18 protein-coding genes are annotated in these 19166 nt (G+C 38.8%); 7 read left to right on the top strand and 11 right to left on the bottom strand.

All coding sequences use genetic code 11. The features are described 5' to 3' along the window. Positions 1 to 417: a lysozyme inhibitor LprI family protein gene (locus ACS604_RS07730; protein ID WP_068932483.1), complete on the bottom strand. Its 417-nt coding sequence runs from the start codon at positions 415 to 417 to the stop codon at positions 1 to 3. 203 nt (positions 418 to 620) lie between these two features. On the opposite strand from ACS604_RS07730, the gene ACS604_RS07735 reads away from it, so the two are divergent. The 3 genes from ACS604_RS07735 (at position 621) to glyS (ending at position 4765) form a co-directional block, all read left to right on the top strand. Next, entirely contained in the window at positions 621 to 1133 is a 513-nt protein-coding gene (locus ACS604_RS07735) for a hypothetical protein (protein ID WP_474771130.1), read from the top strand. A 585-nt stretch (positions 1134 to 1718) separates the two neighbouring features. Continuing rightward, on the top strand, positions 1719 to 2696 hold the full coding sequence (gene glyQ, locus ACS604_RS07740) for a glycine--tRNA ligase subunit alpha (protein ID WP_002044989.1): 978 nt from the start codon (positions 1719 to 1721) through the stop codon (positions 2694 to 2696). Beyond that, on the top strand, positions 2696 to 4765 hold the full coding sequence (gene glyS, locus ACS604_RS07745) for a glycine--tRNA ligase subunit beta (protein ID WP_174726844.1): 2070 nt from the start codon (positions 2696 to 2698) through the stop codon (positions 4763 to 4765). Before glyQ ends, glyS begins: the two co-directional genes overlap by 1 nt. Before the next feature lie 52 nt (positions 4766 to 4817). On the opposite strand, the gene ACS604_RS07750 is transcribed toward glyS, so the two are convergent. Both ACS604_RS07750 and ACS604_RS07755 read right to left on the bottom strand, forming a co-directional pair. Beyond that, positions 4818 to 5102 carry a YciI family protein gene (locus ACS604_RS07750; RefSeq protein ID WP_151302269.1) on the bottom strand — a complete coding sequence of 95 codons (285 nt, stop codon included), beginning with the start codon at positions 5100 to 5102 and terminating at the stop codon, positions 4818 to 4820. Positions 5103 to 5169: 67 nt separating this feature from the next. After that, positions 5170 to 6072, bottom strand: coding sequence for a DMT family transporter (locus tag ACS604_RS07755; protein ID WP_474771133.1), 903 nt, complete (start codon positions 6070 to 6072; stop codon positions 5170 to 5172). A gap of 108 nt (positions 6073 to 6180) precedes the next feature. Here ACS604_RS07755 and ACS604_RS07760 point away from each other — a divergent pair, with 108 nt between their 5' ends. The 3 genes from ACS604_RS07760 to ACS604_RS07770 all read left to right on the top strand — a co-directional run bounded on the left by ACS604_RS07760 (position 6181) and on the right by ACS604_RS07770 (position 8146). Further along, the gene (locus ACS604_RS07760) at positions 6181 to 7047 is read left to right on the top strand and encodes a LysR family transcriptional regulator (protein WP_049837408.1); all 867 of its coding nucleotides are present in this window, start codon (positions 6181 to 6183) and stop codon (positions 7045 to 7047) included. A gap of 148 nt (positions 7048 to 7195) precedes the next feature. Beyond that, on the top strand, positions 7196 to 7615 hold the full coding sequence (locus ACS604_RS07765; protein WP_174759112.1) for a hypothetical protein: 420 nt from the start codon (positions 7196 to 7198) through the stop codon (positions 7613 to 7615). A 96-nt stretch (positions 7616 to 7711) separates the two neighbouring features. Next, positions 7712 to 8146 (top strand): hypothetical protein, encoded by a 435-nt coding sequence (locus tag ACS604_RS07770; protein WP_013196749.1) that lies wholly within the window; start codon positions 7712 to 7714, stop codon positions 8144 to 8146. A gap of 102 nt (positions 8147 to 8248) precedes the next feature. Here the strand turns inward: ACS604_RS07770 and ACS604_RS07775 are convergent, their stop codons facing one another. Next, on the bottom strand, positions 8249 to 9604 hold the full coding sequence (locus tag ACS604_RS07775; protein WP_013196748.1) for a S8 family peptidase: 1356 nt from the start codon (positions 9602 to 9604) through the stop codon (positions 8249 to 8251). A 35-nt stretch (positions 9605 to 9639) separates the two neighbouring features. Further along, positions 9640 to 9948 (bottom strand): hypothetical protein, encoded by a 309-nt coding sequence (locus tag ACS604_RS07780; RefSeq protein WP_440206492.1) that lies wholly within the window; start codon positions 9946 to 9948, stop codon positions 9640 to 9642. A 591-nt stretch (positions 9949 to 10539) separates the two neighbouring features. On the opposite strand from ACS604_RS07780, the gene ACS604_RS07785 reads away from it, so the two are divergent. Next, a complete protein-coding gene (locus ACS604_RS07785) occupies positions 10540 to 11307 on the top strand; it encodes a hypothetical protein (RefSeq protein WP_474771136.1) in 768 nt (255 codons plus the stop codon). A gap of 60 nt (positions 11308 to 11367) precedes the next feature. Here the strand turns inward: ACS604_RS07785 and astE are convergent, their stop codons facing one another. From astE to ACS604_RS07815, 6 genes are all read right to left on the bottom strand, one after another. After that, positions 11368 to 12342, bottom strand: a complete 975-nt coding sequence (astE, locus tag ACS604_RS07790) for a succinylglutamate desuccinylase (protein WP_192836286.1) — start codon at positions 12340 to 12342, stop codon at positions 11368 to 11370. Between the two features lie 12 nt (positions 12343 to 12354). Beyond that, positions 12355 to 13698, bottom strand: coding sequence for an N-succinylarginine dihydrolase (gene astB / locus ACS604_RS07795; protein ID WP_474771138.1), 1344 nt, complete (start codon positions 13696 to 13698; stop codon positions 12355 to 12357). Between the two features lie 17 nt (positions 13699 to 13715). Then, a complete protein-coding gene (gene astD, locus ACS604_RS07800) occupies positions 13716 to 15185 on the bottom strand; it encodes a succinylglutamate-semialdehyde dehydrogenase (protein ID WP_474771139.1) in 1470 nt (489 codons plus the stop codon). After that, entirely contained in the window at positions 15185 to 16216 is a 1032-nt protein-coding gene (gene astA, locus ACS604_RS07805; RefSeq protein ID WP_004789727.1) for an arginine N-succinyltransferase, read from the bottom strand. Before astA ends, astD begins: the two co-directional genes overlap by 1 nt. An 18-nt stretch (positions 16217 to 16234) precedes the next feature. Continuing rightward, the gene (locus ACS604_RS07810) at positions 16235 to 17449 is read right to left on the bottom strand and encodes a bifunctional succinylornithine transaminase/acetylornithine transaminase (protein WP_474771141.1); all 1215 of its coding nucleotides are present in this window, start codon (positions 17447 to 17449) and stop codon (positions 16235 to 16237) included. A gap of 135 nt (positions 17450 to 17584) precedes the next feature. Next, on the bottom strand, positions 17585 to 18859 hold the full coding sequence (locus ACS604_RS07815) for a Glu/Leu/Phe/Val family dehydrogenase (protein WP_004789729.1): 1275 nt from the start codon (positions 18857 to 18859) through the stop codon (positions 17585 to 17587). Between the last annotated feature and the right edge of the window lie 307 nt (positions 18860 to 19166).

A 19166-nucleotide genomic window follows, 5' to 3' on the forward strand; every position in this document is an offset into this window, starting at 1 on the left:
TTAATTAACGTATTCTTCTAGCTGCTTTACACGCGCTGCATACTCTTGCATTGGGCAATACGAATACATCGGTGAGCCAATGTATGAGCCTGCATTACTACATTCCTGATCTACATAAGCTTTCCAAAGTCGCTGAGATTTTAAAATATCCTGGTAACGCTCTGGCTGTTTGTATTCTTCGCTTTGTGTGCGAATTTGATCAATAAGAGCAACTATTTTTTCCTCATAAGTCTTTTTAGCTTGTTCAGAACAACTATGCACGACCATATTATTAATGCTTTCAAGCTTCATTTCTTTAATGGTCTGATCTACACATTGATTATATTCATCTTGCTCGTCAGTTTCGGTTTGCGCGTAAAGCCATGGACTACAAAAAAGGCTGGATAAAACAATGAGTTTGCAGCAAAATTTCAGCATAACTAATTCTCGATTCTATAATTTTTAATATGCTTCAATATAACAAAAATTCTATAACGGTTGCCTATCAGTCTAAATTCAAAGAACAGAACATCAACATTGAATGAACGCTCTGCTAATTGAATATAAAATCCTTATAAGCAGAACTATATTAATTAAACATTTTGATTTGATCACATTTTCAAATACATTAACTTTTATTCATGCTATACATAGTTATAAGAATCAAACTCATATTGATTTATATGAAAAAATCTAATTTTAAAATTTTCATTCAAAATTTAGATCCCAATCAAAGCCAAATTTTATATAGCCTTTTAAAAGTCCCACTCTACTTATTTATACCTGCTTGGCTTCTATGGATCTTTACTATGATGCTATATGAAGGGTTCACTTTAGAAATTCTAAAAACTGCTGCGAATATGCCATTGATACTGTTTATGGTTGTAATGACTTATTACATACTCGCGTTTATACCTGCTTATCTATGTCAACTTTTCTTGCAAAAGTATAATTTCATAAATTTTTTCTCAATTATTACTAGTGCGATCATACTTACTACGTTAATTCTTAGTTTAATGTGCTTAAAATTCGCACCAATAGAAATGATCATTTTCTTTAGTTATTTTTCTATAATTTTCGCTATTACATATTGGATATTACTACTCAAAAGTATAAAAAAAGCAGAAGAATCTCAAAACCAAAATTTCTCTTAGATCCGTTAGAAAGTCTTTATTACAGGGTGCAAAAATGCCTTTTAATTTTTTAAAAATCTTCATTCAAAATTTAGATCCAGATAAAGATCAAATTTGGCATTGTCTAATCATGACACCGATCCACCTATATATTATTGGTTTATTCCTATTATTAGGCCACATAACTATCTACGGAAGATTTGCTTTTGGAACTATAGGAGATATTCCTATAATTTTGCTTTTCATGACAATAATTTATTACGTATTAGTTTTTATACCTGCATATTTTTTACAATTATTCTTGTTGAAATTCAATTTCCTTAATTTCTTCTCCATTCTTGCAAGTGCAATTATTCTCACTTTTTTAATACCTAATATCTTAATATTTTTTTTTCGAGACTCATGGGAACTAATGCCATTAGAGGGCTTATTTTTCTTCAGTTGTTTTTCTTTAATTTTCGCTATTACATATTGGATATTACTACTCAAAAGTATAAAAAAAGCAGCTAAACCATCAAATCTGAAATTCCCAAACTAGCCTTTGCCACTCCCCCACAAAATCCTTATACTTAGTGGCAATTTTTCTCATAAATTCGTGGATGCTACATGAGTCGCGCCATCTCGCATATTGATACATTTCAGGGTTTAATTCTTGCCCTACAAAACTACTGGGCCGAACAAGGCTGCGTCGTATTACAACCTTACGACATGGAAATGGGCGCTGGAACATTCCACACCGCAACATTCTTACGTGCTTTAGGGCCTGAGACTTGGAACGCGGCATACGTTCAACCTTCACGTCGTCCAAAAGATGGTCGCTACGGTGAAAACCCGAACCGTTTGCAACACTACTACCAGTTCCAAGTGGTACTTAAGCCAAACCCAGACAACATCCAACAGCTTTATCTCGATTCTTTAAAAGCAATCGGAATTGATACGCTTACTCACGACATCCGCTTCGTAGAAGACAACTGGGAATCTCCAACTCTTGGGGCTTGGGGCTTAGGTTGGGAAGTTTGGCTTAACGGTATGGAAGTGACTCAGTTCACTTACTTCCAACAAGTCGGTGGCGTTGAATGTTACCCAGTAACAGGCGAAATCACTTACGGTTTAGAACGTCTTGCAATGTACCTTCAAGGTGTTGACTCGGTTTATGACCTTGTTTGGACCAAAGGCCAATTCGGTACTGTAACTTACGGCGACGTCTTCCATCAAAATGAAGTTGAGCAATCGACTTATAACTTTGAATACGCTCCAGTTGAAAAACTATTCGAACTGTTTGATTTTTACGAATCAGAAGCAAACCGTTTAATTGAAGCAAAACTTTCTCTTCCTGCTTATGAGCAAGTTGTTAAAGCGTCTCATACCTTTAACTTGCTTGATGCACGTGGCGCAATTTCTGTGACTGAGCGTCAACGTTACATTTTACGTGTACGTACTTTAGCGCGTGCAATTGCACAAAGTTATGTACAAGCACGTGCAGAGCTTGGCTTCCCAATGGCAGAACCACACTTACGTGATGAAGTATTGGCACAGCTAAAAGCACAAGCTGAAAGTGAAGCAGCAAAGGCGGAGAAAAACTAATGAGCAAACATACTGTTTTATTCGAACTTGGCTGTGAAGAACTTCCACCAAAAAGCTTGAAAACTTTACGTGATGCATTACAGGCAGAAACGGTAAAAGGTTTAAAAGATGCCGGCTTAAACTTCGCATCAATTGAAGCTTATGCTGCTCCACGTCGTTTAGCGCTTAAAATTGTAGATATCGATGCTGCTCAAGCTGATACACAAAAACGTTTTGACGGCCCTGCTGTTCAAGCGGCTTATGATGCAGAAGGCAAACCGACTAAAGCACTTGAAGGCTTTATGCGTGGCCAAGGGATTACAGTTGATCAGCTTTCTACTTTCCAAGCAGGTAAAGTTGAAAAAGTTTGCTATTTAAAAGATGTAAAAGGTCAAAGCCTTGATGCTTTACTTCCACAGATTTTACAAACTGCATTAGACAATTTACCAATTGCTAAGCGTATGCGCTCTGCTGCGAGCCGTACCGAATTTGTACGTCCAGTGAAATGGGTTCTCTTACTTAAAGATGACCAAATTGTTGACGCAACTATTCAAGATCACAAAGCTGGTAATGTGACTTATGGTCACCGTTTCCATGCACCTGAAGCTGTAACTTTAGCGCATGCAAATGACTACTTAGCTGCGTTAGAAAAAGCATACGTTGTTGCAAACTTTGAAAAACGTCAAGCAACCATTCAAGAACAAGTGAAAAAGTTAGCTGATGAAGTTAACGCGACTGCGATTGTTCCAGCTGACTTACTTGATGAAGTAACAAGCCTCGTTGAATGGCCTGTAGCTTTACGTGCAAACTTTGAAGAGCGCTTCCTTGCTGTTCCTCAAGAAGCACTCATTACGACGATGCAAGACAACCAGAAGTATTTCTGCTTGATCAATGCGGAAGGTAAATTACAGCCTTACTTCATTACTGTTTCAAATATTGAGTCTAAAGATCCGACTCAAATTATTGAAGGTAACGAAAAAGTTGTTCGTCCTCGTTTGTCTGATGCTGAATTCTTCTTCTTACAAGATCAAAAGCAACCGCTTGCATCTCGTAAAGAAAAACTAGCAAACATGGTATTCCAAGCACAACTCGGTACGCTTTGGGACAAATCAACACGTATTGCAAAACTTGCAGTTGCATTATCTTCAATCACTGGTGCAAACCCAGCCGATGCTGAAAAAGCTGCATTACTTGCTAAATGCGACTTAACGTCTGAGCTTGTTGGTGAATTCCCAGAGCTTCAAGGTATTGCGGGTACTTACTACGCGCGTATTGAAGGCGAAAATACTGAAGTTTCAGAAGCTTTAGGTGAACAATATTTACCAAAATTTGCTGGTGATGTTCTACCAAAAACAAAAACAGGTACAACGATTGCCCTTGCTGACCGTTTAGATACACTTGTTGGTATTTTCGGTATTGGACAAGCACCTACAGGTTCTAAAGACCCGTTTGCACTTCGTCGTTCAGCAATTGGTATCTTACGTTTAATCATTGAAAATGAGCTAGACGTAACAATTGAAGAGTTAGTAAATCTTGCGCTTCAAGGCTATGGCGACATCGTTAAAGATCACGACAAAACTCGCGCTGATGCTGTTGCGTTCTTGGAAGGTCGTTACCGTGCTAAGTATGAAGACCAAGGCGTTGCTGTTGATGTACTCCAAGCTGTTCAAGCACTTGCACCGAAGTCTCCACTTGATTTTGACAAGCGCGTAAATGCGGTAAACCACTTCCGCGCTCTACCTGAAGCTGCTGCGCTTGCTGCTGCAAACAAACGTGTTGCTAACATTCTTGCAAAAGAAGCAGCGCCAGAAGGTTCTGTAGTTGAAGCAAACTTGGTTGAAGATGCTGAAAAAGCATTATTTGCTGAGCTTCAAGCAGTTACTCCAGTTGTTGAACCATTACTCGCAGCAAAAGACTACACAGCTGCCCTTTCTAAGCTTGCAGCACTTCGCGCGCCGATTGATGCATTCTTTGATGGTGTCATGGTAATGGCAGATGACGCTGACCTGAAAGCAAACCGTTTACGTTTATTAGCTCAGTTACGCAACTTGTTTACTGCTGTGGCTGACGTGAGTGTGTTGCAGGGTTAATGAGCTCATTATTAAATAAAGGGATCTTTTATAGATCCCTTTATTTTTTACGTTAAACAAATTCTTTAATTTCTTCTAAACTTTTCGATGGCTCAAACCACATAAAATCATAATCAGCCACATCATGAATATAAAACGGATCATTTTTCATGATTTCTTCAGCTTCTGGAATCGAAGAACTTAAAACTAAAATCACCCCACCTACTCTATTTTCGCGGCGCCCTGATGCCAGAAACTTCTTTTGCTCATAGTAATGATCTAAAAATGCAATATGCTCTTTGAGTACAGCATCAACTTCGGCTAATGGTTTTTTATAGGTTAAGGTAACAACAATCATCTCATTCTCTTAAAGCAAGTAGTACATGACATAACATCAATCTATAGTTCGTTTAATTATCTATAGCTTATTCGATAGTACGCCTATTCCCCCAATTCATCCACACCAAACTCCCCACAATAATTACCCCACCTAGCAGCACCATCATGGATGGTTTTTCATTTAAGAAAAGAACTGCCAAACTCATAGCGACAATCGGCGAGCAATACAAAAAATTCGATGCAATCGTTAATGGCATATTTTTAAGTACATATCCCCAAAGTACATACGCCATCGCACTTGGAAAAATACCCAATAAAACAACCGACATATTGGCTTGCCAAGTGGCATTTAAAATTTCACTAGGCAAATGGGCACTATAAAACAGTAAAGGAATGGTCCCGAACCAGATGATGTAGCACATCATGCTCAAAGCATCATAATTTAAAGCAAATTTTTTATATAAATTAAAATAAAGCCCCCAAGCAATTGCAGCTAAAACAATCAATAAACTATAAGGGCTCGGTACACCAAAACCATGATCTCCACTAACCACCAATATGGCGCCGCAAAGTCCTAGCAAAATACATAACCATTGTTTGAAACTAATTTTTTCCTTAAAAAGCAAAGCTGAAATAATAAAAGTAAATAACGGAATAGATTGACTCAAAATACTGGAAGCTACTGCAGTTACATACTGCTGTCCCGTATTTATAAGCAAATGATGCAGCGTTACAGAGAAAAAACCTAATACAGCAAGAGCAGGAGCATCCTTCCAATTTAAAGGCTGAATGCCTTTTTTCATGACCAAAAGCATTAAAAAAAACGATGCAATCAAAAAACGGAGCAAGGCAATATGCTGCGGTGTATATGAATGCAAAGCACTATGTACGCCAATAGGTGAATAGCCCCAACAAAAGACCGTCACAGCAATACATAAATAGAGCTTAAATGCGGGAGGCTGGATTTCGGCAGCAAGAGAAATTGCCATGTTAAATCTGCACTAGTGAAATGGAACACTTTCATCATATGCGCATGGATAGTTGAATAAAATTAACTTATATTGAGTCAAATATTCATTAAAAGTGAATGATAAAATATGGATATCGCACAGTTAAAAATGTTTCAGACCGTGGTTGAATGCGGAACAATGGCTAAGGCATCAATGCAACTACATTGTGTACCATCCAATATCACAACGCGCATTAAACAACTCGAAGAAGAACTAGGCGCACCGCTGTTTTATCGGGAAGGAAAAAGTTTAAAACTCACTCCCTCTGGGGAAATCTTTCTTAATTATTGCCATAAAATTTTAGCGCTGTGTGATGAAGCAAAACGAAGTATTCATCCTGATGCACCGCCCTCTGGTCCATTAAAAATTGGGGCGATTGAATCTTCTGCTACAACTCGCCTACCCAATTTACTGGCGAAATATCATCAACGTTTTCCAGAGGTTTCCATTCAAATTATTACAGGTACATGGAAACAGCTATTAGTCGATATTTCTCAGCACAAACTTGATGGTGCAATTGTCGCGGGCAATATCGAGTTTCCGATGCTAAATAAACTTAGTATTTATCAAGAAGAAATGGTCTTGATTGCATCTCATTCTTTGGGAGAAATCCACAACCAAGAAGACCTGATTGGTAAAGAAATTTTTATGTGGACTGAAGGCTGTCCTTACCGAGCAGCTCTCGAAGAATGGCTTAAGCTCAAAAATATTTCACTTCCAATTACGAGCATTACCAGTTACGCCACCATTATCGGTTGCGTCAGTGCAGGCTCTGGGGTGTCTTTGGTACCGAAGAGTATTTATGAACAATATAAAAATTTAACCAATATTCGAGGCTATAAATTTGAACATCTTGCCTTTATGCAGAATCAATTTTTTTGGCATAAAAATGTGAGCAACCATAAAGCCAGAGATATGTTTTTAGAATTAATTAAGTCTGAATTTTGTTTATGAGTCATTGGGATAATTACTTTATTGCGAACAAGTGATGATTTATCGTAATCAAATCGTATGGGTTTTATCTCATTGCAGTACAAGCTTTATTTTTAACAGTAAGATCACCACTTCATCTTTTGATTCTGGTTGGGGAGATTTATCCAAAATGAAAACCATACACATTTTATGTATTGCGACTTCCATGTTGGCTTCATCGACCTTATTTGCTGAAACAACGCAACCACAACAAGTGGGTGAAACAACCTCTAAAGCACAACCTTATGGTGATAACCCAAGTTTAGGTCGTGTATTGTTATATAAAACTGGAAAAGGCATACAAAATTTAGGAGACTCTATTCAAGGAGCTTCTGAAAAAACTTCAAATAAAATTAGTGAAAAGTGGAAAAACACCAAAGAATTTACAGCTGAAAAAGCAGAAGTCGTTCAGCAAAAAGCAGATACAGCCAAAGCTTTTACAGAAACGAAATTAGATCAGGCGAAGCAAAATATTACCAGTAGTCGAAACGGTGAAAATATCCCAATTGAACAAGGTGAGCTAAGTAAATCGAGCACAACAACTAACTAATTTGCTAGGACAGCGCGATAAATTCGCGCTTTTATAAATACAGATATTCATTTAGAACTATTGATCATCAACTATAAAGAGCTAGGAATCTGCCTTATGAATAGTCAAAAACTTCTCTTTTCAACACTATGCTGCTTAGCATTAACTGCCTGTGCAACCTCTGCACCTCCTTCTTCATCTTATTCTCAGGCACAAGTTCTAGAGCAAGATACCAATATCGAAGCTTATCCATCAACTACAGGTAATGTAGCCAAACTCATTAAACAAGATAAGCAAGCTTGCATGATTGAATTTACGGGATATTTAGGGGGCGGACACGTTACTGAACACTGGGTATTTAATGATAAGGGTCTAATTTCAGCTACATCATTTACCCAACAATACCCTGATGAATCAGGCATATTAAATCAAGCAACTAACTCTACAACCAAAAGCTCAACCACTTTTAATATTCAAGATCCAGAAATTCAGAATAATTTCAAAAAACTCCAAAATAACTTTAATCCAGCAAATTTAGAAAAGTGTCATTAATACTTTTTCATAAAAAGCCCGTTGCAAAAGCTACCTTCGGCAACGGGTTATAGCTATTTTAAAAATTTCTTGGACCTAATTTAAAAAATTATAAATAAGCTATTAATTAATGGTTAAACCATTTGTTGCTGCCAGTAAATCAATACGCGGGAAAACCAAGCCCGTTCTTGAGTCAGTGATTGGCTTACCTGTCGTTTTTAAACGGCTGATGGTTTGATCAATACTTTCTGTTGGACTTACGCTATTCGCTCGTAATAAAGCAATCGCACCTGCCACATGTGGTGTCGCTTGAGATGTACCTCCCATAGTGTAGCCACCCGCGGTAATCATTGCCCCCGGTGCCAATAAAGTCACAAGGCTACCACCATTACTGAAGCATGCTACTTTGTCTGCTGCTGTTGTTGGGTCAGAACATTTCACAGGATTCCCCCATGACACACCACCAATATTACTGTCATAAACAGCCCCCACTCTTACTGCACCAGCAACACAGGCAGGAGATGAAATTCCATCTGAGAATGCATCATTGCCTGAAGCGACTACAGGTACCACACCAGCAGCTCGCGCATTAGCAAATGCCGTTCCATAACTGCTGTCGCTACACTCCGAGGTATATTTAACACCTGGTACGCCAAGGCTTAAGTTAACTGCTTTAATATTATAGGTTTGTGCATTATTTACAGCCCAGTTAATCCCTGCGAGGATATCACTATCATAAGCTGTGCTTACCCATTTACCTTGGGATCTGACCTTTCTAAAAACATCAATGCCTATAATTTTGGTCTTGGTGGCAACCTTGGACACAATGCCTGAAACATTACTACCATGCCCATCATCATCTAAAGCACCATCATCTGGTGCACTATCAAATGAGTAAACAACGCGACAAGTATTTGATGGTGTGTTTACTGCCGTACAACCGAAATCAGAATGAAGATAATTCACCCCTGTATCAATCACAGCCACACTCGAGCCTTCACCAGTGAAACCATTGGTATTTGCTTGTGGTTGATTAATTAAAGGTAAACTTTCATTGGTCGTGGTTTGATTAATACGATTTGGATAAACCGCTTTAACATTCGGATCATTGAGTAAAGAGACCAAAGCTTCGCGGTTACTAATCCGATAAAAAGCTAAAGGCAAATTATTGTAGTCCCGAAGTACTTGAACACCACCAGCACGGTTAAACCTTGCCTGTAAATTTTTCTTATTTGTTGCAATATAACTTCGCCGTTCTAACCCGGAAGGCACGCTCACCGAAGCAATATTGTATTCAACAATTAAATCATTCGAATCATTATTCACCAAGGCATCTAAATCGATTTTACCCTGAAATACTTTTTGTTTTGCTGCCTGATTTAATCGCTGTTTAGCACCTTTAGAATCTAAAGGAAGAGCTGATGCGGTTGTACTTAAAATCGTACATAGACCTAATAGAAATAACGTTTTACTTTGCATTATTTTTCTCCGTAGTTTTTCAACTAACAATTTACTTATTTCACTTTTATTTCATTTGCTGGATCTTTTTCTGGATCAATCGGTTGAATTGAAGGATCACTTTTTGTGTCATAAAAAGGAACAGTATCAGCTGATACCGATTGTGGATGAGTTGAATGTTGAGATAGATTTTTAGGTTGAGTAGGCTCCTTAAGTTTAGAAAGAAAAGACGATGTGTCTGGTTGTGGCGAATTCGACTCATGTAAAGCAGAATTAAACACATCAGATGCACCACTTGTGGGCTTTAAATAGAGAACAACGGCGATCAAGCCGACGATTACAAGAAGGGAAGCAATAATTTTCATCTGTCATATCTCTGTTTTTTTGTTTATAGATATCTATTTTTATTTTTGATTATTTGAAATAAAGCAGCATTTCTTAATATATTTTTCATGTGAAAAATCTATTTAATGAAATACATAACCACTAAAAAGTTAAAATAACTTTATCCCGAATAAGCAAAAATACAGTTCTGCCCTGTACGTTTATATTTCTGGCAGAAGATGGTTCAAAAAAGTGCTAAAAAGCGCCTTATTCTCATAATAAGCAATAACTATGCCGTTTACTCCAATAAGTAATGAGATTTACATCACATTTAAAGATATAGAGAACAAATTCGAAAAAACGAAATGAAAAAATTAAAAGATATTTTTTAAAAAACTAAATAATAAGAACTCACTTTGCTTAATTAGATTTTCTAATAAATAAATGTTCTTTTTCACTTTATTATTAATTTGTATTAATCTCCACAATTCCTCCCTAGTCTGTTTACTCAACGTAACACTGTTGTAACGTTTTGATGAAGTCAGTTCCCAAGCCCATATTTCCTTGGCTATGATTCGTTTGCGTTTATGAAATACCTCACTAAAAGGGTATATTCTTTGAAGGATATCGCAATGAAAATGATGAAAACAGCTATCGTTACTGCAAGTGTTCTTGCTTCTGCTTCTATTTTTGCACAAAGTGCGGGCGTTAATGCAGATGCTTCTGCTCAAGTAAATGTACAACCGGGTGGTCTTGTTAGTGGCGTAGCCAATACAGTCAAAAATACTGCACACACTGTAGGTAGCACAGCAAAGCATGCTGGTCATGTCGCTGCTGACACTACAGTTAAAGCAACTAAAAAAACAACAGGAAAAGTGACTGAACTTTCTTCTAAAGCTGCAAATGGTACTAAACACATAGCAACTGAAGCTGCAACTGGTACTAAACATTTTGCTACCGAAGCAGTAACAGGTACTAAAAATGTAGCGACTAAAGCTGCAAACGGCACTAAAAACCTAGCAGTTGAGGCTAAAGCTGATACAAAAGCAGGTTTTAATGCTGTAAAGACTAAAGTTACAGAAAAACAAGCAGATCAAAAAGAATTTACTGCTGAAAAACAAGCTAATGCTCAAGCGCATGTAGATGCAGTAAAAACTCGTGTAGCTCAAAATCAAGCTGAGCAAAAAGAATTTGTAGCTGATACTAAAGCTGATGCCCAAGCACAGTTGAATGCAGCTCAACCAGCACATGCAATTAATGCTCAAACTGGTGTAAATGTTGGTGTTAACGTTGGTCCTGTTGGAGTTAACACAAACGCAAATATAAACGCTGGTGCTCAAACATCTACACAAAAAGCTGAAAAGAAATCTTGGGTTAAAGGCCTTTTCGGTACGAACTAATATCTTATAAATAAAAAAGGGCAATTCATTGCCCTTTTTTATTTCTTAAAAATCAAATGTTCAGCTGGTTTCAGTTAAAACCAAACCTGCACGCAAACCAATTTTCACATTTGGATTTGGAAATAAAATCCAGACTTGATCTTGCTCAACAACATAATTACCAGAAGGTTGAGCTGCAATGATTTCACCTTTGGTAAAAGTCGAAAAATTTGGTGCTTCAGCCGATAAGTTCATCTGAAAATCTTCGTCTTTTTTAATTAAAGAGTCCGATACTTTAAAGACCCGAATTTTTGTTTTATTACGTGGTGGCAAGGCTTGCTCAGAAACAACATGACGAATCACTTCATCAATTGCAGCAAACTGGCTCAAGTCATTTTGTCCAAATGGTAAGGCTTTGCCTAACTCTAAAGTTGCGCTCGCAGCTTTAAAATTTTCACTGGTAAAATGCGTAAAGGTTTTACCGACCGCATTGTGGTAAACCAAAGCATCCAAGTCAGCTGCTTCAAGGCTCGCTGTCAAATCTGCATCATAAGCATGTGTTTGATAGGGAAATAAAGCAAACGTTGGCAACAAAGAAGCACGAATTGCGGTGTGCAAATCATAGTGATAACGTTTTGCTTGGCTTGAACTTTCCTGAAAAAAAGTCGTGACTACTTGCTCTAAAACTTCAGCACGTTTTGATTCTTCAGTCACAGGTAGAGTTTTATATCCACCACAAAACATTCGGTTTACATCGTCATGCACATAACGTTTCCCTTGACGCATTGCATAAGGGTTACCCAGTACAAACAGTAATCTCACAGCAAGGTTTAAACGTCCTGCAAACAAATCTGTGCATAGATGAGATAACAATTCAATTGGTGCTGTTTCATTACCATGTACTCCAGCTGACAGTACGACAGCTTTGTCGTACTGTGCATTTGGCGTACATTCAAGAAGTCCTTCACCTAACCAACGCCAAGAAAAATTATCTTGTTTTCCTTCGCGGGTTTTAGGCTGCTCACCTTGTAAGGTTAATGCTAGAAAATCTTGCATGTCACCTCCTCATTATTTTTGGAAAGGATAGACCGAACCCAAACCTAAAATTTTGGTCAGTTCATCGAGTGCCATACGGCTTTCCATGAGTAAATGCGGATCAGCCAAATCTTCTTGAGCTAAGCGATCACGATAGTGTTTATCTACCCATTGATTGAGTGTGCCAAACAATTGATCATTCATTAATACTTTTGGATTTACAGCATTTAACTCAGTTTCGTTTAAAGCTACGCGTAAACGTAAACATGCCGGACCGCCACCATTACGCATACTTTCACGTAAGTCATATACCTGAATAGCATCAATTGGTGTACCCATCTGAACCATATCGTTCAGATAACTCCAAACTGCTTTATTCTGGCGAGACTCTTCTGGCACAACAATGGTCATTCCACCATCTGGACGAGTCAAAATCTGGCTATTAAATAAATAAGTTGCTACGGCATCATCAACAGTAACGCGGTTTTCAGGAACTTCAATCGAGATAAAATCTTCACCGATGCTTGCCATTTTCTGACGAATTTCAGCAAAAGCTTGATCTTGATTTAAGAATGCATGTTGATGATGGAATAAAACCTGTTGGTTACTTACCGCGATAACATCGTTATGAAATACGCCGTGATCAATTACATCCGGATTTTGTTGAACAAAAACGGTATGCGCATCCTCTAAACGATGCAAACGTGCAATTGCTTCACTTGCTTCACGCGTCTGACGAGCTGGATAGCGTTTTGGTCCCGGTAAACCATTATTTAAATGTTGTTGACCATACACAAATACTTGAACACCGCGCTTAGCATAATCACCACCTAAACGATTGTGATTTGCTGCACCTTCATCACCGAATAAAGCCACTTGTGGTAAAGCTTCGTGGTGTACAAAGTGACGTTCATTTTTAAAGATCGCTTGTAGGACCTGACTTGTAGTTTCAGCTTCAATTGAACGGTGAAACTTATTATTCAAGTTCGCTGCGGTAAAATGCACGCGTTCATCTTGGCTATCTGCCGAAGGTGAAACAGTTGCCGCATTTGCAGTCCACATTGGTGAAGCTGAACTTAGCGATGATAATAGTTCAGGTGAATGACGCATTGCTTGAGCAACTACGCTAATGTCATCTCCTGTAAAACCTAAACGGCGTAACATTGGAACATGTGGACGCTCATGCGGAACAAGCACACCTTGTTTCATTCCCATGTCAGCCAAGGCTTTCATCTTTAGCAAGCCCTGTTTAGCTGCTAATTTTGGATTCGAGGCGTTATTACGGTTTTTTGTCGATGCTTCATTACCAAATGACAAGCCCGCGTAGTGATGTGTTGGTCCCACCAAACCATCGAAATTTACTTCATATCCTTTCATTTTTCTTTCCCTAGTGTTTAAGGCAACACAATCCCTGGAGATAATTTTTCTGGTAAGGTTAAGCTGTCACTTTCAAGTGAAGCCATTGGCCAAGCACAATAATCAGCTGCATAAAAGGCACTTGCGCGGTGGTTACCAGATGCTCCGACACCACCAAATGGTGCAGCACTTGAAGCACCTGTTAATGGCTTATTCCAGTTCACAATACCGGCACGCGCTTCAATAAGTACTTGATCAAACAGTTCACGTTTTGGTGAAACCAGACCAACAGACAAACCAAAGCGAGTTGCATTCGCAATTTTTAATGCTTCATCAAAGTTGTCATAACGTTGAATCGTCGTAAGCGGACCAAAATATTCTTCATCCGGAATATCTGTTACGCCTGTTACATCAACAATACCTGGAGTAAGTAATGAACTATCTTCTTGTGGACGCGTCATTGTTAATAAACTTTTTGCACCAAGCTCGAGTAACTTTTGTTGAGCATTCATCATGTTTGTTGCAGCAACTGACGAGATAACACCGCCCATAAATGGTTGTTGCTCATCGTTCCAACGACCAACTTTTAGATTTTTTGCAACTTCAACGAAACGTTGAATAAATGCATCACCTTCTGCGCCATTTTTTACCAAGATACGGCGTGCACATGTACAACGCTGACCCGCCGAAACAAATGCAGATTGAATAGTGAGATTAACTACAGCATCGACATCGATAATTTCATCAATAATCAATGCATTATTGCCGCCCATTTCAAGCGCAAGGATTTTCTCAGGAGCACCCGCCATTTGCTTATGCAAGTGATAACCCGTGTTTGCACTTCCAGTAAACAATAAACCGTCAATTTCATGTGAAGCAGCTAGCGCTTCACCAGTGGTACGACCACCTTGCACCAAATTCATCACACCATTTGGCAAACCAGCTTGCTGCCAAAGTTTTACAGTTTCTTCAGCAGTCCAAGGTGTTAATTCGCTTGGTTTAAATACCACGGTATTGCCTGCCAATAATGCAGGAACAATATGCCCATTTGGTAAATGGCCCGGGAAGTTATATGGACCGAAAACTGCAAGCACACCATGTGGACGGTGACGTAAAGATGCTACGCCATCGGCCATTTCAGTTGAGCTTTCACCTGTACGCTGGTGATAAGCACGAATTGAAATAGCAACCTTGCCAATCATTGATTGAACTTCAGTTAACGTTTCCCAAAATGGCTTGCTGGTTTCTTGGCTAATGACTTCTGCTAAATGCTTTTTATTTTCTTCAAGCAAAGCCGCGAATTTCTCAACAATAGCTACACGCTCTACAAGTGGTAAACGTGCCCATGCTGGAAATGCAGTACGCGCTGCCTGACAAGCTTGCTCTACATCAGCAGCAGTTGCTTCGGCACCGGACCATACAGTTTGGTTATCAACTGGATTTGTTTTTTCAAATGTTGTGCCGCTGCCTTGTAACCAGACACCGTTTATAAATAAAGAGTTTGACATCAGGAAACTTCCATTGGATTTAGTGATAACACACGAACAACGTGACCTTCTTGTACACCGAGTTTTTCAGCTTGTTCATGTGTTAAATTTATAGTGTTATCAACAAGATCAAGCTTCATCAACATTGCCTTATAGTCATGATAATTATCATTGGCAACGAGATATTGGGTCTTACCGACCGCAGCATCACTTGTAATTTTGACGTTTAAAAACTGACTTTCTTTTACTGCCCGTAATTCATCAATATTGGCTTCAATGGTTGGGCCCGCATCAAAAATATCGACATATCCTTGATAGCGTAAGCCTTCTGACTCAAGCACATGGTAAGCAGGCAAAGTTTGTGGGTGCATTTTTCCAATCACCTCTTGCGCATCTTTTGGCAAGAGATCTACATAGACTGGAAAACGTGGCATAAGCTCTGCAATAAATACTTTTTGCCCAATTCCACTTAAATAGTCTGCTGTTGAGAAATCCATATTAAAGAAATGGTGACCAATCGCATCCCAAAATGGAGAACATCCATTTTCGTCTGAGAAACCACGCATTTCAGCAATTAATTTTTTCTCGAAATATTGCTTAAAGGCAGCAATAAACATAAAACGGATTTTCGATAAGAATTTACCGTTTTGGTTTTCACGACGCTCTGGATCTAAAAATAATGTACAGAGTTCGCTACTACCCGTTCTGTCATTACTCAAAAATAAGGTAGGTAGTGACTTATAAACGTTTAATGCTTTTGAGGCGTGTACTTGAGTACCAACATGAAAGTTGTACCAAGGCTCAATGAGTCCTACAGCAACTTCAATTGCGCTTAAACCAATAACACGTTGAGCTTCTGTATCTTCAAGAACAAACAGATAGCCTTGTTCACTTTTATGGACATTGCCATTTAAAGTATTGCGAGTACGTGAAATTCGAGCCGAAAGTGTATCCATATTTTGTGGCAAGGAAGTCAGGCCTACACCCGACTTACCCGCTAATTTATAAATATCTTCAAGGTCTCGAAACTCGGCATGACGGACGATCATCATGGCTAGCTTTCCTTTTTTTTATTTAGCCAATTTAGCCAACGCTCTTTTTAAACGAGCAATCCCTTCATCAATATCTTGTTCAGGAATGATAAGCGACGGAGTAAAACGAACCACATTCGGGCCTGCAATTAAAGCAAGTAAACCTTCTTCACCCGCCCAAGTCGTAATATCTTTAGCTTTCCCTGCATACTCAGCTTTTAATTCACAGCCAATCAATAAACCTTGACCACGAATTTCTTCAAAAATCTGATGTTCAGCGTTTAGTGTATTTAGTGCATCGAGGAAATATTGATGACGATGCTTCACACCATCGAGTACTTCAGGCGTATTAATAAACTCAAATACTGCACCTGCAACCGCACTTGCTAACGGGTTACCACCATAAGTCGTACCATGTGTACCCACTGAAAAATGTGGAGCAAACTTATCAGTTGTTAACATTGCACCGACTGGGAAACCACCGCCTAGTGCTTTTGCAGTCGTTAACACATCTGGAATAACACCAGAGTTCATGTAGGCATAAAGTGCACCTGTACGGCCTACACCAGTTTGCACTTCATCAAAAATAAGTAATGCACCAAATTCATCACACAGTGCACGTAAACCCTTTAAAAATTCGATGTCAGCAGGAATAACGCCGCCTTCACCTTGGATTGGTTCAACAATGACTGCACATGTTTGCTCATTAATCACCGCTTTTGCAGCTTCTAAATCATTAAAGGCAACATGGTTGATACCGTTTGGAAGTGGTGCAAAGTCTTGTGAATATTTAGGTTGACCACCCGCTGAAACGGTAAATAAAGTACGGCCATGGAAAGCATTATTAAATGCCACAATGCCATTTTTGCCAGCAACGCCGCTATCTAAACCAACTTTACGAGCCAGTTTTAAAGCAGCTTCGTTCGCTTCAGCACCAGAGTTACAGAAGAAAACCTTATCTGCAAATGTATTATCGGTGAGTTGTTTTGCAAGGCGTAGAACGGGTTCATTTGTATAACCGTTACCTACATGCCAAAGTTTTGTTGCTTGTTCTGTTAAAGCATTTACTGCCACTGGATGCGCATGACCTAATGCGTTTACTGCAATCCCGCCTGCAAAATCAATATATTCTTTATTTTCTTGATCCCAGATACGTGAACCTTCGCCACGTACCGGAATGAAATTTGCCGGTGCAAAAACTGGAACCATCCAGTCGTTAAAGTTGCTTCGAGTTACAGAAATTGGCTGTTCCATGCTTACCTCAGTATTTATTTAATATATTCGATAACACTTAATTTTGAATAATTCAGAAAAAGGGGCTGAACAAATAACCCTATAACATCCTTAATATTTGCTCAGACCACTTTTCCTAAAAGTAATTTCCGCAGATTAGCCTGGGAAAATACCACGCTCTTTACGAGCTTTTAAAATACGCTCACATGCCAAGATGTAAGCTGCTGTACGTAAAGTACAAGCGTTGCTGTTCGCTGTATTCCAAACGTCATCCATAGCTTGAACCATCAATTTGTCTAAACGCTCATTGATTTCTTCTTCAGTCCAGAAGTAGCTCGCCATGTCTTGAACCCATTCGAAGTAACTTACAGTTACACCGCCGGCGTTACATACAACGTCAGGTACTACAACAATGCCACGCTCAACTAATACGTCTTCAGCTTTAGGATAAGTCGGACCGTTTGCGCCTTCTAAAATCAACTTAGCTTTAAGTTTTTGAGCACGCTCAACAGTGATTTGACCTTCCAATGCAGCAGGAACAATAATGTCAACTTCTGCTGTCCAGAAATCTTCATCAGCAATTGATTGCGCGCCAGCAAAGCCGCCAATACCGCCTTGATTTGCATTTACGTGATCACGTAAAGCTTCAAGATCAATACCATCAGCATTGAAAATAGTACCTGTATGGTCTTGAACGTGTGTAACTTTCGCTTTTGATTCAACAAATAAGAAAGCAGCTTCACTACCTACGTTACCAAAACCTTGAATAGCGATTTTCGCACCTTCAATTGGTAAATTGATTTTTGCAGCTACTTCACGACCTGTAACGAATACACCACGACCAGTCGCTTTTACACGTCCTAAAGAACCACCTAAGTGAACTGGCTTACCAGTTACAACACCAGTTACTGTGTAACCTTGGCTTGTAGAATAAGTATCCATCATCCAACCCATGATATTGGCATTTGTACCAACGTCCGGAGCAGGGATATCTTTTTGAGGCCCGATAATGTGACCAATTTCAGTCGTATAACGACGAGTTAAACGCTCTAATTCACGATTAGATAATTTACGTGGATCAACACGGATACCACCTTTTGCACCGCCAAATGGCAAGTTCAAAACAGCAGTTTTAATTGTCATCCATGCAGACAACGCCATAACTTCGTTCAAATCAACATTTGGATGGTAACGAACACCACCTTTACCAGGACCACGAGACAAGTTGTGTTGTACACGGTAGCCTTCAAAGTGCTGAATAGAACCGTCATCCATTACAATTGGCACGTCTACAATAAGTGCACGTTTTGGACGTTTTAAAGTGTCGATAAACTCAGCCAAGTGGTCTAAGTACGGAGCAACACGGTCAATTTGTGCTAAGTAAGTTTGCCATGCATCGCTGTGTTCGTTTACGTATGAAAGATCTGACATCTTTTTTCCTATATACCTTCATAGACTCAGATTTGATAAATCTGTAATCTTTATTATTTAGCAACTAAAACCCTGAAATAACAGCGCCTTAGTTTATTTACTAAATCTTTTGCTCTTCTAAAGCATCAGATTTTTTAAATTCCATTTGTTGGTACGAAAAGTACGATCTACTTTTATATACCGATATCTTTTACAAGTTTTCTTTTGTCTAAATTGCTGTTTATAAAAAGAGTTTTATAAAAGCAAAAAACTAGCCACAACCCACTAAAACCAGCCGGCTGAAATATAAATACAAAAGAAGTGACAT

The sequence above is a fragment of the Acinetobacter sp. Li1LvA2 genome, assembly GCF_056156705.1.